The organism is Subtercola boreus, from assembly GCF_003399635.1.
Classification (GTDB): Bacteria; Actinomycetota; Actinomycetes; order Actinomycetales; family Microbacteriaceae; genus Subtercola; species Subtercola boreus_B.
On the sequence record NZ_NBXB01000071.1, the window covers coordinates 1 to 14,421 of the forward strand.

A 14,421-nucleotide genomic window follows, 5' to 3' on the forward strand; every position below is an offset into this window, starting at 1 on the left:
GCGGTCATCGTGTTGAAGCCTTTCGAGTGGGATGTAGGAGTTTCCTCGAAGGATCACACGGTGACCGCGCTCACGTCAGTAACGACAAGCCAGGCCACCGGGCTACACCACCTTATGGGGCACTACTAACAGATGACCCGCCGTTTCCGGACGGTTGCGCCGTTCCTGCAGCTGCTGGCCACCGCTATCCCGTGGGGCGCGACCTCCGCAGGGCAGCCCGTGCTTGACGCCCTGGCTGCTTCAAGTGGGCTGCACGGTCGACGCAAGGTACGACGGGAAGAGATCCACGAGGCGCTCGTGCCGGCACCATGGCGTGCGGCGGTGTTTGGCCGTGCCGGCGATGTTGAGGTCGATCGTGATGCCTGGATTGTGTGCGTGCTGGAGCTGCTGCGATCGCATTTGCGTCGCCGAGACGTGTTCGCGACAGTGTCGGCGCGTTGGGGTGACCCGCGCGCGCATCTGCTGTCCGGACCTGCGTGGGACACGGCACGGGAACCGGCCCTACGTTCGCTGAGCTTGGACGGCCCGGTAAATGAGCACCTCGCAGCGAAGGTGGCGCTACTAGATACCGCATGGCGAGGACTGGCGGCCTCGATCACAGACGCCGGCCCAGACGCGAGCGTCCGCCTCACTGAGGCTCCGGGCGACAGGGTCAAGCTTTCGGTCGCACCCTTGGACGCGTTGGACGTTCCCGAGTCGCTGACAGCGTTGCGCGTGCAAGTGGCGGGCCTGCTGCCGCGGGTTGATTTGCCCGAGATCCTGCTCGAGGTGCACTCCTGGACCAGGTTCCTCGACGCGTACACGCACGCGTCCGGTGCCTCGTCACGGATGGACGACCTGCCTCTGTCTGTGGCTGCGGTGCTGATCGCTGAGGCCTGCAACGTGGGCCTCACACCAGTGGTGGCTGAGGGGCACTCGGCCCTGAGCCGCGACAGGTTGGGGCATGTGCAGGCGAACTACGTTCGCATCGACACGCATGCCACCGCAAATGCCCTCTTGATCCAAGCTCAGGCTGATGTGCCGATTACGAAGATGTGGGGCGGTGGGTTGCTGGCCTCGGTCGACGGGTTGCGGTTCGTTGTTCCCGTGAGGACGATCAACGCATCCCCGAACCCGAAGTATTTCGGCCACGGCCGCGGGCTGACCTGGTTCAACGCCGTCAATGACCAAGTCGCAGGCATCAGCGCGGTCGTGATCCCCGGTACGGTGCGCGATTCCCTCTACGTACTGGACACGATTCTCAACCTCGACGGCGGTCCGAAGCCCGAGATGATCGCCTCCGACACCGCCTCCTACTCCGACATTGTCTTCGGGATCTTTACCCTGCTCGGCTACCGGTTCTCCCCTCGCATCGCGGACCTTGCCGACCAGCGGCTGTGGCGCGCCACCCTCCCCGGCCACACGCCCGGCGAGTACGGGCCGCTGAACGGCATCGCCCACAATAAAATCAACCTGCAGAAGATCACGTCCCATTGGGAAGACATGACCCGCGTTGCCGCGTCGCTGGTCACCGGGAAAGTGCGCGCCTACGACGTCCTGCGCATGCTGACCCACCAGAGTGGGGCACCGAACCCTCTGGGGGCAGCACTGACCGAGTACGGGCGCATCGCCAAAACCCAACATCTGCTCGCCCTGATCGACCCCGTCGATACGACTTATCGGCGGGCAATCAATACCCAGCTCACCGTCCAGGAATCCCGGCACCGGCTGGCACGTGCGATCTTCCACGGTCGACGCGGGCAAATCTACCAGCGGTACCGCGAGGGCCAAGAAGACCAGCTCGGAGCGCTCGGCCTGGTCCTGAACGCCGTCGTGCTGTGGAACACCCGCTACACCGACGCCGCCGTCACGGTACTTCGCGAGACCGGACGAGAAATCTCTGAGGCCGACATGGCACGCCTGTCCCCGCTCGGGGACGCCCACATCAACATGCTCGGCCGGTACGCCTTCACCACCCCCACCCCGAACGGACTACGACCGATGCGCGAGGCAAGCGCGGACCCCGTCGGAAACTGATGTGGAACTGGATCTTCGAAGAGTTTTGGGGCATCGGCATAACCACCTAGGGTTCTTAGCTTCCCGCCTGTGGCATCTGGTGAGGATAGACAGTCCGAAGCGCGAACGGAACGATGTGAGTGCCCCGCGGCACGAGTTCTGACGCGGAGCCGCGGGGTCAGCGTCGGCGGTTCGGCGCATCGAGCGTGCGGGTGCCGTATGCCCACATGGCGTCGGCCACGTCGATGGTCACGCCGGGTGCGACGATCTCGTCAATGCGGTCGAGCACGTCGGTGGATAGCTGCACACCATCGGCTGCCAGGTACCCCTCGAGCTGCTCCATCGTGCGTGGGCCGATCACGACGCTGCTGACCGCCGGGTGGTTCGCCGTCCAGGCGGTTGCCAGCTGGATCAACGTGAGACCAGTCTTATCGGCGAGGTCGCCGAGAGCGTCAGCGGCAGCAAACTTAGCCGCGTTTCCGGGTGCGGTGGCGTCCATCTGCGGCCGGTGGGAGCGGGGTCCTGATGCGGCGACGGTGTGGCCGCTGCGGTAGCGTCCCGAGAGCCACCCCCCGCCGAGGACACTGAACGCCAGAATTCCGATGCCGAGACGTTGACTGGTCGGGAGAAGGTCATATTCGATCACCCGGTTCAGGATCGAGTACGGGGACTCTTCGACCCTGAACACGCCGTGACCTCGGCGGGTCGCGATGTCCCGCGCTTCGACGATCTGGGACGGCGGCATCTTCGACGTCCCAAAGGAACGAATTTTGCCCGCGGCGACCAGATCGGTCAACGCTCCGAGGGTTTCATCGATATCTGTTCCCGGGTCGGGCGCTCCGAACTCGTAGACGTCAATGTGGTCCGTCTTCAGTCGTCGGAGTGAGCCGTCGATGGCCTGGTTGATCCAACGGCGCGACCCACCGCCGTGGTTCGGGTTCCCGTCGAGCCTCACCCCGAACTTCACCGTGAGCACAACCTCGTCGCGGCGTCCGCCGGTCAGGGCCTCACCGAGGATCTCCTCGGATTGGCCGGCCGAGTACCCATCGGCGGTATTGATGGTGGTGACACCTGCGTCCAACGCCCGGTGCACGATGCGCGTGCAGTCGTCGCGATCCTGGTTGCCCATGGCGCCGAACATCATCCCACCCAGGGTGAGGTGACTGACGGTAATCCCGGTGCGTCCCAGTGGCCGGTAGTCCATTGAGGGCTCCTTTCCTCCGCCTCTCAGCGGTGTTGCGGCCCTCTCAAAGATTCGGAGAGCCTGTCCACTTAGACTATACGATGAACCGGATATGCTGTCCACTATGAAGACGAGTTCTCCTGGGCCGCACCGGCGGCGTTCCGACGCTCAACTGAATCGCGAGCGAATCTTGGACGCCGGCCGAGAGGTGATGGCGGACCGTGGCGCAGAGGCTTCAATGGCAGAAGTCGCCAGGCGTGCCGACGTCGGGATGGCGACCCTGTACAGAAACTTCCCTGGACGGCGGGAGCTCCTCGAGGCCCTCTTCACCAACGAGGTCGACGAATTGTGCCGCGCGGTCCAAGCGCCCTCGGGCACACCAGTTGATGCCCTCTTCACCTGGCTTCGGCTCTTTGCCGCGTTTCACCACAACAAGCACCCGATCGCCCTCGAGCTTCTCCGACACACCACTGCGTCCGATTCGGTGTTCGGCGACAGCCGCGAACGGGTCTTGGCTGCGGGGCGACCCCTCCTCCTCGCCGCCCAGCAGGCAAGGGAGATCCGCACAGACCTCACGCTCGACCAGGTTCTCGACCTCACCCTGGCAATAGTGACCATTCCCGGTGAACGCGACTACGTCGAACCAATCTTTCAAGCCTCTCTCGACGGCCTCCGAACGCCACCCGCCGAGTCCAGCGCGAAGTAACAGCATCAACTCCGCACCCGCACAGCGCCGTACGGCGAGTAATTCGTCCGGCATGTTGTGAGTGTGACGACATCACACACTGCGGCCCACGCGGATACCCCTCCTTCGTTCAAGAAACGTTCGATAACTGAACAAACAAACCTCGCCCGCCCGCATCGGTACGAAATTCCGTCAGAGCGTTCAAGAACCCGTTCAACAACAGGTAGAGTTCGATCCAGTAGATGAACACATTTACTGAACGCACAAAGGGGCGACGTCGTGGCGTTAGTGGGACTAGTCCGGGTCAGCACGGTCAATCAAGAAACCCGCCGGCAACATGACGCGCTGGACCCGATCTGCGAACGGGTCTTCGAAGAGAAGATCAGCGGAAAACTCGCCGTCGACGCGCGCCCCGCTCTCACCGCTGCAATTGACTACATGAGAAGCGGCGACATGCTCACCGTGCAGGAAGTCGACCGGCTCGGCCGCAATCTCCTCGAAGGCCTTATTGTGCTCAATGACCTGTTCTCCCGAGACATCGCCGTCAAAGTCCTCGAGGGAATCGCGGCCGGAGAGCACACCGAACGCAGTCTCATCCTCGACCTGGCACTCGCCCTCGCAGAAGACCGCCGCCGCGACATCGTCCGGAAAACACGTAACGGCCTCGATGCCGCACGACTCCGCGGACGAACCGGCGGCCGACCCCGCGTCGTCGACGCCGACAAACACCGCATCATCATCGCCCGCCACCTCGACGGCGAATCGATCCGCACCATCGCCACCGCTACGAAACTCTCCGTTGGCACCGTCCACGCTGTCATCGCAAACGCCGCCGCTGGGCCCGCTTCAGACTGACTTCGCGCGCTTAGCGCTCAATCCTGTTCCATTGCTACCAAGACCCCTACCCTGCGGATGAGTACTCTCGCGGGCTATTCGAATAGTTCGCTATCTCGACTGTCTCGGGCCGTAGCTCGATTGGAAAAGAAGAATTGGGTAACTCGCTCTCCCGATTCGACCGACGGCCGATTCACGCTGGCGACCTTGACCAAGCTCGGCCGCACGAGGGTCGATCAAGCGCAACCCTCCCATGTCGAGTTGGTTAATCGCCTTATTTTTGAGCCGTTGTCGCAGGCCCAGGCCCGCCAGCTGGGCACCATAAGTACTCGAATTACGTCTGCGATCCGTTCGGAGGATGGCTGGCAACCGACTACGACACCGAAGGCGCCGCAGTAGTTAGATTTCAGCTGAGGCGGCTTTGGTTGGTGACACGCTCCTAATGGGCGTGATGGATCAGGCGCGACGTCGTCGGCTAAGGAGCCGGCGAATGGATGCTTGTTTCCAGATGAAGAGCCCGGTGAGAGTAGCGCCAGGGACGATGACGAATTGCATAACGATGCGCAGTGGCTCTGCAAAGTCCGCAGGTGCGTACACAAAGGTTCCGACGAAGGCTGCGGCGACCAGATGGATAACGCGGGCGAGGATGCGCTGAGTTCCTGGACGTCGGATTGTCGGCACAGCTGAGGGGTGAACTGTCATGGTCGGGCCTTTCTGAGATCGGAACGAATTGTCGTCCACGTCGAGCGTGGTTTGTGCGGGAGTGTTGCTAGGTGAGGATGGGCGGAAGTGCTGCTTCCGCGACACCGGCGGCACCGGCAGCGGCCAGCTGTTTGGCGACCACCTGGGAGTCTTCGTTGGCATCGATCGAGGTCACTTTGCCCCAGCGCAGATGGACGAGGTGGACTCCGTGGTTGTTGTAGGGCGATCCGTCGGGGAACTCTGCGGTTCCTGTCCACCGGATGATCACGACCGTGTTCCAGGGAAAGCCCTTGACCCACATCTCGTGAATTTTCAGCTGGAGGCCGGAGTTCACTCGGCCGAGACGGCCAAGCCAAAGTCGCAGTCCTTCCTTGGTGTGGCGTTCGCCACCGAGTGCGTGATCGCCACCAAAGCGGTGGTAGATGTCGTCGGCGCAAGACGCGAGGAGGTCTTCGTACCCTTTGGTGTTGATGAGGTTGAAGTTGCGGGCGGCGAGTCGCTTGACAATGTATCCGTACATGAGGCTGATCCTTTTCTGTTCATCGGTGAGGGCTGTGGTGATCCGGTGAGGCGGTGAAGCCCAGGTAGAGCACGCAGGGAATCATGATGAGAGAGCCGATGCTGGCTTTGGCCCGCATCCTTATCGTCTTCTTACTCAGGATCCGCCCCGAGCGTCCGCGCGCGAGGAAGGCGCCGGAGCGTCCCGTGGCCGCCATCGCCGGAACGAGAATGAGCAGTCCCCACGGGATGGCCTGCTAGACGTCGACGATCGTCTCGGGATATCCCCCGAGCTCGGACATGACCGTGGATGTCCAGAAGGTGAGGGTGGTGAGCAGCGCGATGCTGCCGGCTACCGCATGGGTGCGCCGGATCGCCGGCCGGCTCATGAGGGCGCCCTTTCGACGTCGTTCAGCAGGTTGGCGATCATCTGCGCCAGCACTCGGCGGACAACGGCGAGGTCGGCGTCATCCACACCCTTCTTCGCCAGATCGTTGACCTCGATAGCGCGTCCGATGAGCGTCGATTGCAATTCCCGAGCATGGCGAGTCAACCGGATCTCGGTCTGTCTCCTGTCCCGCAAGGAGGGTGACCGGGTCACCAGGCCGTCGCGTTCCATGCGCCGTACGGTGAGCGCCATCGTTGACGGGTCGATGTGGACTGCGCTCGAGAGCTCGCTCTGACTGAGCCCGTCACGCTCGAAAAGCGCCAGCAACTGCGCGAACGCTCCCGGTAGGACTCCGTGTCGGGCTATCCGGTCCCGCAACGCGCCCTCGAGCAACCGGGCGAGATGGTTGACCTGATAGCCCCACGATTCCTCCCGCGGTAACTGCACCGTCGACGTCGTTTCCGACCCTGCAATGATTTCGCTTGGCATGCCAACAGTATGCATGGCATGCCAACAAAAGGCAAGCCGAGGACTCCTGGCCGAGGTTCTGGTGTGGGATCAGGTCCGTGCCTTGACATTACTTGGCATGCCATGCATACTGTTGGCATGCCAAGTAATTTCGATGGCACCCCACAACCAGCGCCGATGAATGTAGGAGACCACCATGCGCATCACCTCTCTCACCCTCGAGACGATCGTCGAGTCGGACACAGGAGCAGTGGAGTTCGTCTTCCTCCCTGGCCGGCCGCTCTCTCACCGAGCGGGTCAGGCGGCGCTGATCTTCGCCCCGGGGGGCGGTGCCAAGCCGTTCACGTTGACCTCCGACGATCGGTCGGACCGGGTCTCGATCGCGACGAGCTTGCAGTCGGGTAGCCGGTTCAAGCGTGCACTGGCCGGGTTGACTCCCGGTGACCGCGCGTTCGCCGCCGGAGCGATCGGCACCCTGCCTGCCGTCGATCCCGCGGCATCCCAGGTGCTTATCGCGCAGGGCCTCGGGATCACGCCGTTCCTGTCCCTAGCGCGGTCACAGGACCACCTCAACGCCACCCTGCTGCACGTCGGCACCCCGCACTACTTCGACGAAGTCGCTGCCGCCACCACCACAGCCACCCACCACCACCACCGTGAGGGCTTGATCGACGCTCTCGATCAGACGGTCGCGGACCGCCCGGATGCCGACTGGTCACTGTCCGGCCGATCCGACTTCATCTCCGCGGTCGCGCGGCAGCTGACCGACGCCGGGGTGCCCGCCCGCAGAATCCACCGGGACGCTTTCTGGGGCATGGGCGGCAGCGCCGCGATTAGGCCCGCTCCCCAGAGCGTCTGAACACCTACCGCGAGCGGCTCGGATCGCTGGCTGCTCTCGGCAGAGTCGGGCAGCCCGACGAAGTCGCTGAAGCGGCCGCGTGGCTACTCAGCGACCGTGCCAGCCACGTCACCGGCCTGACCCTTGGTGTCGACGGCGGCACCGCGCCCTGGCCCCACTAAGCCTGGATCCACCGAGGTTCGGGACTGTCTGAATAACGGTGTGTGAGGTCCCGGCCTGATCTGAAAGGAGACGGCCGTTTATGAACGCGACCGTGTTGAACGAGATGATCGATCCTGTGACTGACCGGCGATACGTCTCGTCGTCCGGTCATACATTGCCAGTAAATGCAGCGTTTTCGCTATTCGGCCGTACTCGGCAAAAACCGCACCGCGGGGCGGGGTTTCCGTCGCGGCTGAGCATTCGGAGGTAACTGGCGATCATCCCATTGTGTAGCGACCCGGCGACGCGGAGCATGTCTTCCCAGTGCGGACGCATCCGTTCGGTCGAGAGTTTGTTCACCAGTCAACCGTAGAACCCGCCGGAACGGCCTTAGCGCCAATCACTGTTCCAATACTGGTCAGACCCCTTCTCCCGCGGTATCGCCGTGAAAGTCCTCGATGGGATCGCGGCCGGCGAACACACCGAACGCAGCCTCATCCTCGACCTGGCACTGGCTCTCGCCGAAGACCGCCGCCGCGATATCGCCCGCAAAACCCGCAACGGCCTCGACGCAGCCCGCAGCCGAGGCCGCACCGGTGGGCGCCCCCCGCGTCGTCAACGCCGACAAACACCGCATCATCATCACCCGCCACCTCGACGGCGAATCCATCCGCACCATCGCAACCGCTACAAAACTCTCGATTGGCACAGTGCACACCGTCGTAGCTGAATACCGCGAAGCCGCAGAGCAAGAGCCGACCCGAGATTCTCAGGGCTTAGCGTTCAATCCTGTTCCGTTACTACCAAGACCCCATTCATCGGTCAAAAACGCTGTCCGCACACTCGTCCCAGGGGGGGTGACTAGTTTGATTGCGGAAGCGGTCGTCGTGGTGCAAGCGTTTCTAGGAAAAACGGCTCCCGCACCACGACGAAGACTCCACATTCACCCGAACGGCAGGGTAACTGCCGGGCCGGTGAACGGTGTTCGGGTTGCAGTATGAACGTTACAGATCAGCAGGTAGCGGGGTGTAGTCCCAGACCGGGGGAGACCCGATCAGGGGGTGCAGGGTAGTGGCTTGGTGTTCCTAGTCACCAAGCCACCAGGTGTCACCCGGCATACCGGAACGCTCACAGTACGGCCCGAGTGCACCCTGGTTCGCAGTAAAGGAACTGCGATCCTTTGGTGCGGTAACAGCCCCTGGGGGAGAGGCCATCACCACACCATCACGATACCTCGGCTAACTGAACCTGAACAGCGACGGTGACGGTGCACAGAGATTTTCTCCGGACTTTGCTTGCCGGATTCCAGTGCCTGCGAAGTGTTGCGCGGAGGGGGGCGGATTCAACCGGTCAACCGCGGGAGCGCGGATGCGTACCGCAGATGACGTGGTTGCCACCGCTCTCACCCACCTGGAGCGACGAAACCCGGGCCCCGGCGTGATCGACGGCTTCTCCAACCAGCTCGGGGCAAACATCAGCCGTGTGATGACCCGGCGCGTAACCGCAACAATGATGCATAGGCTCACCGACCCCGCACGCCGCACCCGCGACAAAGCCGCCACCACCGTTCCGAAAACTCACGGGTGACCTACCGGGTAAAGGCTGCCCGTTGGAGGGACCCTCTCGGATCCAGTTCCGGTTCGGCCGGCTGCCTGAGTCTGGGCATGAAGGCGCTGGGCATCGGCCGTCAGCTGTCCTGCCTTTAGGGGAGCATACCTGCGGTTACTTGCGCCGGTACGCATCGCCTCGATGGACGGGAATCTGAGGCTTTCCTCGGTAATCAGAGGAGCGCAAAATGCCCGAGCATTAATTCTCGGCGCCTACTCACCCGTCCCGGTTTCTGATCCTGACATCTCCTGGGCGGCTGAACTGTTCGTCAGAGTTCCTGTCTCGATAGCGCTTGATGCCCTGTCCGGTACACGCAGGCATCTCCGGAAAGATAAGAAACATCCTGATCGCTTCCGACGGATGTCGCTTTGGGGGACATCGAAATCTTTTGCGTGCTATTTCATTTCTGGGGGGCTAGTCTTCGAACACACCCCCGTTAGGGGGTGAGGTGTTGTAAGGGTCCAGCGCCGGGGGTTTCATTTCACGCAAGTATTGCGGTCTTGTCGCACCCGCCCAAGCACGAGGTTTAACGCATGAGTGTCCACATGTCTAAACACGCCAGTACTGTCCGGTCGACGAGGAAGTCGCGGATCACGAACGGCGCTGTTGTTGCTGGTGCGGGGCTGTTGGCCGTGTCGGTGTTCTTCGCAACGATCGGTGCGTCAGCGGCCGAAGCACCAATCGATCTTGGAACCGCGGGCGGCTACTCCGTGCTGGGCGGTCAGACGGTGACCAATACCGGCCCCAGCGTGCTCGAGGATGACCTGGGTGTGTCACCGGGCACAGCGATCACCGGGTTCCCGCCGGGGATCGTGAACGGAACAACCCACGCCGCCGACGCTGTTGCACTGCAGGCGCAATCCGATCTGACGGTCGCGTTTGATGATGCTGCAGGGCGTGCCTCGACCGCGACAGTGGCCGGTGACCTCGTCGGGCAGACCCTTGTCGGTGGGGTTTACAAATCCACCGGGCCACTCGCCGTGTCCGGCACGGTGACGTTGGACGGGCAAGGAAACGCGAACACTGTCTTCATTTTCCAGATCGCTTCGACCCTGATCACCGCTACAGACAGCAGAGTAGCTCTGATCAACGGGGCGCAGAGCTGCAACGTGTTCTGGCAAGTGGGAAGTTCCGCGACCCTCGGAACCGATTCCGCGTTCGTTGGCACGATCATGGCGCTGTCATCAATCACGGTGAGCACAGGAACCGTTGTCGCCGGCCGGACCCTTGCCCGAAACGGGCAAGTCTCCCTCGACACCAACACCTTCACCTCACCCGCCTGCATAACAAGCACACCCACACCGACTCCGACCGCCACACCGACTCCGACCGCCACACCGACTCCGACGGCCACACCGACGCCGACCGCGACGCCGACCGCCACGCCAACGGCGACGCCGACCGCGACGCCGACTCCGACCGCGACGCCGACTCCGACCGCCACACCAACGCCGACGCCGACCGCGACGCCGACTCCGACCGCGACGCCGACTCCGACCGCGACGCCGACTCCGACCGCGACGCCGACTCCGACCGCGACGCCGACTCCGACCGCGACTCCGACGGCCACGCCAACGGCGACGCCGACCGTGACGCCGACTCCGACGGCCACGCCAACGGCGACGCCGACGGCCACGCCGACTCCGACGGCCACGCCAACACCCACGCCAACGGCGACGCCGACCGTGACGCCGACTCCGACGGCCACGCCAACACCCACGCCAACGGCGACGCCGACCGTGACGCCGACTCCGACGGCCACGCCAACACCCACGGCCACTCCGACGCCTTCTGTGACGGCTACTGCTGTTCCTGCCCCTGGCGGTGGTCGCAGTGGGGGAGGCGGGACGTCCTCGCTCGCTGAGACTGGTGTTGGTGGGACGCTTCCGCCAGTGATCGGCGCGAGCATGATGCTCGTTCTGTCCGGGCTGATCGTGTTCCTCATCTCTCGCCGCCGGGCAAGGAATGAGACTAAATAAGCGTCGTGGGTGTTGTCGTCTTCATCTTATTCAGACGCAACACCCTGGCGCCGTCGCACCACTAGCCCTTCCGGGGGGCGGCGCAGGCCCCGTGAACGCATCGATTGTTGGGCGTCGAAATTGCCGCGTCACGTTACCAACACCCCATCCTGCGCCGCGGTGCTGACCCGCGTGGACCCCAAAAGTCTCATGGCGCCACCTTGCCTCAGGAACCCCTGAAAGCTGGCGTGAGACTCGCACGCCTGTCTGTGACAGCTTGAGTGGAGTCCATGATGACGGCTTGGTTCACTACCACCTGGCGGTTTGCCGGGGTGTTGTGACGGTCTGATTCACGTCCACCTGCACCGTTGATTATCTGACCCTGTGGTGTCAGCGGTGGAAGGCAGTTATGGAGTCCAGGGTGGATCTGTATGCACGAATCCGACGCGATGCTCGTGTGGAGGAGCTCTCGATCCGGGAGCTGTCCCGCCGGCACGGCGTGGCTCGGGAAACGGTCCGGGCGGCTTTGGCTAGGGCGGAGCCCTTACCGCGAAAGGTCCCGGAACGCGCCTCACCGAGGTTGGATCCGTTCAAGGCCGTCATCGACCAGATGCTTACCGATGATCTGACGGCGCCGAGGAAGCAACGACACACGGCCCGGCGGGTTCTCGCGCGTCTCGCGGACGAGCACGGGGCAACCCAGTTGTCGTATTCGACGGTGAGGGATTACGTCGCCCGCCGTCGGCCGGAGATCAATGCGGCTGCGGGGCGGGCGGAGGATGCGTCCGTCCCGCAAGAGCACGCACCAGGGGCTGAGGCGGAAGTCGACTTCGGGGACGCCTATGTGATGCTCGCCGGAGTAAAGACGAAGTGCCAGCTGTTCGCGTTCCGGCTGTCTCACTCCGGGAAGGCGGTGCACCGGGTTTATCCGACGTCGGGGCAGGAAGCGTTCCTCGAGGGCCACATCGCTGCGTTCGAAACGCTCGGCGGGATCCCGACAATGCAGATCAAATACGACAACCTCACCGACGCCGTGTCTGCAGTGATCTACGGCACGGGCCGGCGCCGGACAGAGAACCCCCGGTGGGTGCTGTTCCGCTCCCACTACGGGTTCGATCCCTTTTACTGTCTCCCCGGGATCGATGGGGCACACGAGAAGGGCGGCATTGAGGGTGAAGTGGGACGGTTCCGCCGCAACCGGCTCTCACCGATGCCGGTCGTGGACTCCCTCGCGGAGCTGAACGAGAAGATCATTGCCTGGGACGAGGCCGATGACGCCCGCCGGGTCGATAACAGGATCAGAACCGTCGGGCAAGACTTCGAGGTGGAGCGTTCCTTTCTTGCCCCGTTGCCGTTCGAACGGTTCGAGCCGGGCCTGTCGTTGACACCGAGGGTTGACCGGTCGGCGTTGGTGACGGTGCGGATGGCGAAGTACTCCGTCCCCGCCCGAATGATTGGCCGGCCCGTCCGGGTGTCTCTTCGAGCGTCGGAGGTGATCATCTTCGATGGCCGCACCGAAATCGCCAAGCATCCCCGGGTTGTCCAGGTTCATGGGCAAAGCGTGAACCTCGACCACTACCTCGAAGTCCTGCACCATAAACCCGGCGCCCTCCAAGGATCAACGGCGCTGGCCCACGCCAGGAAAGCGGGCACCTTCACTGCTGCCCACGACGCGTTCTGGGCTGCCGCCCGGAAAACGGACGGTGACGCCGGCGGGACCCGCGCACTGATCGATGTTCTCCTGCTGCACCGCACCATGGCCGCGGACGACGTCGAGGCCGGTATCCGCGCCGCGCTCAGCGTCGGCGCGGTCACCGCGGACGTTGTCGCTGTCGAAGCACGCCGGTGTGAAGCCCAAGGTGGTAGTCGACAGGACCGTCCGTCCGTCGCTCAAGGTCGCGAAGGTGATCGAAGAGTTGTCAGTCTCACCCAGCGCCGCCTGACCGATCCCGCCGCTGTCATCGCCGGTCTTCCCGCGGACACCAGGCCGCTGCCATCCGTCACCGCCTATGACCAGCTACTCCGGCTACCCGAACGCCCCACACCCGAAACGGTTCCGGCCGCGACGAAAGGAACAGGATCATGACCGTCCCCGTCAGTATCAGCACCACGTTTAGGCGTCGCCGCGGGATGACAGAGGAAGCAGCGAACGCAGCCATCGATGGCGCCTGCCGTAGGCTCCGGCTTCCCACCATCCGCGCCGTCGTCGACGAAGCCACCACAGCGGCGAAGAAAGAGCAGCTGTCCTACCAAGGGTTCCTCGCGGAGTTGTTATTGGCCGAGTGCGACGACCGCGACCGGCGCTCCTCCGTCCGCCGGGTCAAAGCGGCCGGGTTCCCAAGGGATAAATGGTTGGGCGACTTCGATTACGACGAGAACCCGAACATCAACCCCGCCACGATCAACACATTGGCGACCGGCGACTGGGTCCGGAAAGGGCAACCGCTCTGTCTGATCGGGGACTCCGGGACTGGTAAATCGCACCTCCTCGTCGGGCTTGGCACCGCGGCCGCGGAGAAAGGATTCCGAGTCAAATACACCCTCGCCACGAGGCTCGTGAACGAACTCGTCGAAGCCGCCGACGAGAAAAACCTTGCCCGCACGATCGCCCGCTACGGCCGCGTCGATCTCCTCGCGATCGATGAACTTGGCTACATGGAACTCGACCGAAGGGGCGCCGAGCTCCTCTTCCAAGTCCTGACCGAGAGAGAAGAGAACAACTCCATCGCGATCGCGTCGAACGAATCGTTCTCCGGCTGGACGAAGACCTTCACCGACCCGCGGCTATGCGCGGCGATCGTTGACCGGCTCACCTTCAACGGCACCATCATCGAGACCGGAACGCGCTCCTACCGCCTCGCCCACACCCAACAACACCAAACCCAACAAACCCGAGGAGGTAGTGAATCAAACCGTCACCCTGGTAGTGAAACAACTTGACATAGCCACACGACTATGAGATGAGTTTTCAAGACGGGACTGTGCTGAATTCGGTGTTTCTGGCCTAACGCGTCGGGCGTGTGCCTGGCGGGGAAGGTGCCGTGATGACGACACTGGATGTTGTGAAGAGAAACAAGCCGGAGCCCTCTGCGGAGGAGCTCG

The 14,421-nt window shown here is 63.3% G+C and carries 13 protein-coding genes and 2 pseudogenes; 9 read left to right on the forward strand and 6 right to left on the reverse strand.

Going from position 1 to position 14,421, the window contains the following annotated elements; genetic code table 11:
* Positions 1–129 precede the first annotated feature (129 nt).
* Positions 130–2,016 (forward strand): annotated as a pseudogene (locus B7R22_RS18290) (Tn3 family transposase); the annotation flags it as partial.
* 157 nt (positions 2,017–2,173) lie between these two features.
* Here B7R22_RS18290 and B7R22_RS18295 read toward each other — a convergent pair.
* Complete coding sequence (locus tag B7R22_RS18295) at positions 2,174–3,199, reverse strand: aldo/keto reductase (protein ID WP_116413119.1); 1,026 nt, start codon at positions 3,197–3,199, stop codon at positions 2,174–2,176.
* A 103-nt stretch (positions 3,200–3,302) separates the two neighbouring features.
* On the opposite strand from B7R22_RS18295, the gene B7R22_RS18300 reads away from it, so the two are divergent.
* The 3 genes from B7R22_RS18300 (at position 3,303) to B7R22_RS18310 (ending at position 5,096) form a co-directional block, all read left to right on the forward strand.
* Positions 3,303–3,884, forward strand: coding sequence for a TetR/AcrR family transcriptional regulator (locus B7R22_RS18300; RefSeq protein ID WP_116413129.1), 582 nt, complete (start codon positions 3,303–3,305; stop codon positions 3,882–3,884).
* A 267-nt stretch (positions 3,885–4,151) separates the two neighbouring features.
* The gene (locus tag B7R22_RS18305) at positions 4,152–4,718 is read left to right on the forward strand and encodes a recombinase family protein (RefSeq protein WP_253259165.1); all 567 of its coding nucleotides are present in this window, start codon (positions 4,152–4,154) and stop codon (positions 4,716–4,718) included.
* Between the two features lie 51 nt (positions 4,719–4,769).
* The gene (locus tag B7R22_RS18310) at positions 4,770–5,096 is read left to right on the forward strand and encodes a MarR family winged helix-turn-helix transcriptional regulator (protein ID WP_301182632.1); all 327 of its coding nucleotides are present in this window, start codon (positions 4,770–4,772) and stop codon (positions 5,094–5,096) included.
* Between the two features lie 370 nt (positions 5,097–5,466).
* On the opposite strand, the gene B7R22_RS18315 is transcribed toward B7R22_RS18310, so the two are convergent.
* The 3 genes from B7R22_RS18315 to B7R22_RS18320 form a co-directional block, all read right to left on the reverse strand.
* The gene (locus tag B7R22_RS18315) at positions 5,467–5,919 is read right to left on the reverse strand and encodes a nuclear transport factor 2 family protein (RefSeq protein WP_116413122.1); all 453 of its coding nucleotides are present in this window, start codon (positions 5,917–5,919) and stop codon (positions 5,467–5,469) included.
* A gap of 235 nt (positions 5,920–6,154) precedes the next feature.
* On the reverse strand, positions 6,155–6,286 hold the full coding sequence (locus B7R22_RS20150; protein ID WP_301182631.1) for a hypothetical protein: 132 nt from the start codon (positions 6,284–6,286) through the stop codon (positions 6,155–6,157).
* Positions 6,283–6,774, reverse strand: coding sequence for a MarR family winged helix-turn-helix transcriptional regulator (locus B7R22_RS18320; RefSeq protein WP_116413130.1), 492 nt, complete (start codon positions 6,772–6,774; stop codon positions 6,283–6,285). Before B7R22_RS18320 ends, B7R22_RS20150 begins: the two co-directional genes overlap by 4 nt.
* 175 nt (positions 6,775–6,949) lie before the next feature.
* Here B7R22_RS18320 and B7R22_RS18325 point away from each other — a divergent pair, with 175 nt between their 5' ends.
* Positions 6,950–7,612 carry an FAD-dependent oxidoreductase gene (locus B7R22_RS18325; protein ID WP_116413123.1) on the forward strand — a complete coding sequence of 221 codons (663 nt, stop codon included), beginning with the start codon at positions 6,950–6,952 and terminating at the stop codon, positions 7,610–7,612.
* Positions 7,609–7,773, forward strand: a complete 165-nt coding sequence (locus B7R22_RS18330; RefSeq protein WP_216363536.1) for an SDR family oxidoreductase — start codon at positions 7,609–7,611, stop codon at positions 7,771–7,773. Before B7R22_RS18325 ends, B7R22_RS18330 begins: the two co-directional genes overlap by 4 nt.
* 118 nt (positions 7,774–7,891) lie before the next feature.
* Here the strand turns inward: B7R22_RS18330 and B7R22_RS20010 are convergent.
* Together B7R22_RS20010 and B7R22_RS19380 are read right to left on the reverse strand one after the other, a co-directional pair.
* A pseudogene (locus tag B7R22_RS20010) lies at positions 7,892–8,110 on the reverse strand (Tn3 family transposase); the annotation flags it as partial.
* A gap of 61 nt (positions 8,111–8,171) precedes the next feature.
* On the reverse strand, positions 8,172–8,462 hold the full coding sequence (locus B7R22_RS19380) for a hypothetical protein (RefSeq protein WP_172582569.1): 291 nt from the start codon (positions 8,460–8,462) through the stop codon (positions 8,172–8,174).
* Positions 8,463–9,906: 1,444 nt separating this feature from the next.
* On the opposite strand from B7R22_RS19380, the gene B7R22_RS20015 reads away from it, so the two are divergent.
* From B7R22_RS20015 to istB, 3 genes are all read left to right on the forward strand, one after another.
* The gene (locus tag B7R22_RS20015) at positions 9,907–11,340 is read left to right on the forward strand and encodes an ice-binding family protein (protein WP_116413126.1); all 1,434 of its coding nucleotides are present in this window, start codon (positions 9,907–9,909) and stop codon (positions 11,338–11,340) included.
* A gap of 388 nt (positions 11,341–11,728) precedes the next feature.
* On the forward strand, positions 11,729–13,405 hold the full coding sequence (istA, locus tag B7R22_RS18355; RefSeq protein WP_116413127.1) for an IS21 family transposase: 1,677 nt from the start codon (positions 11,729–11,731) through the stop codon (positions 13,403–13,405).
* The gene (gene istB / locus B7R22_RS18360) at positions 13,402–14,259 is read left to right on the forward strand and encodes an IS21-like element helper ATPase IstB (RefSeq protein WP_116413128.1); all 858 of its coding nucleotides are present in this window, start codon (positions 13,402–13,404) and stop codon (positions 14,257–14,259) included. The genes istA and istB overlap by 4 nt, the downstream gene beginning before the upstream one ends.
* Positions 14,260–14,421: the final 162 nt, after the last annotated feature.

Coding starts and splice junctions, on each gene's coding strand:
- B7R22_RS18295 (WP_116413119.1), bottom strand. CDS start 3,199: ATGGACTACCGGCCACTGGGACGCACCGGGATTACCGTCAGTCACCTC.
- B7R22_RS18300 (WP_116413129.1), top strand. CDS start 3,303: ATGAAGACGAGTTCTCCTGGGCCGCACCGGCGGCGTTCCGACGCTCAA.
- B7R22_RS18315 (WP_116413122.1), bottom strand. CDS start 5,919: ATGTACGGATACATTGTCAAGCGACTCGCCGCCCGCAACTTCAACCTC.
- B7R22_RS20150 (WP_301182631.1), bottom strand. CDS start 6,286: ATGAGCCGGCCGGCGATCCGGCGCACCCATGCGGTAGCCGGCAGCATC.
- B7R22_RS18320 (WP_116413130.1), bottom strand. CDS start 6,774: ATGCCAAGCGAAATCATTGCAGGGTCGGAAACGACGTCGACGGTGCAG.
- B7R22_RS18325 (WP_116413123.1), top strand. CDS start 6,950: ATGCGCATCACCTCTCTCACCCTCGAGACGATCGTCGAGTCGGACACA.
- B7R22_RS20015 (WP_116413126.1), top strand. CDS start 9,907: ATGTCTAAACACGCCAGTACTGTCCGGTCGACGAGGAAGTCGCGGATC.
- istA (WP_116413127.1), top strand. CDS start 11,729: ATGGAGTCCAGGGTGGATCTGTATGCACGAATCCGACGCGATGCTCGT.
- istB (WP_116413128.1), top strand. CDS start 13,402: ATGACCGTCCCCGTCAGTATCAGCACCACGTTTAGGCGTCGCCGCGGG.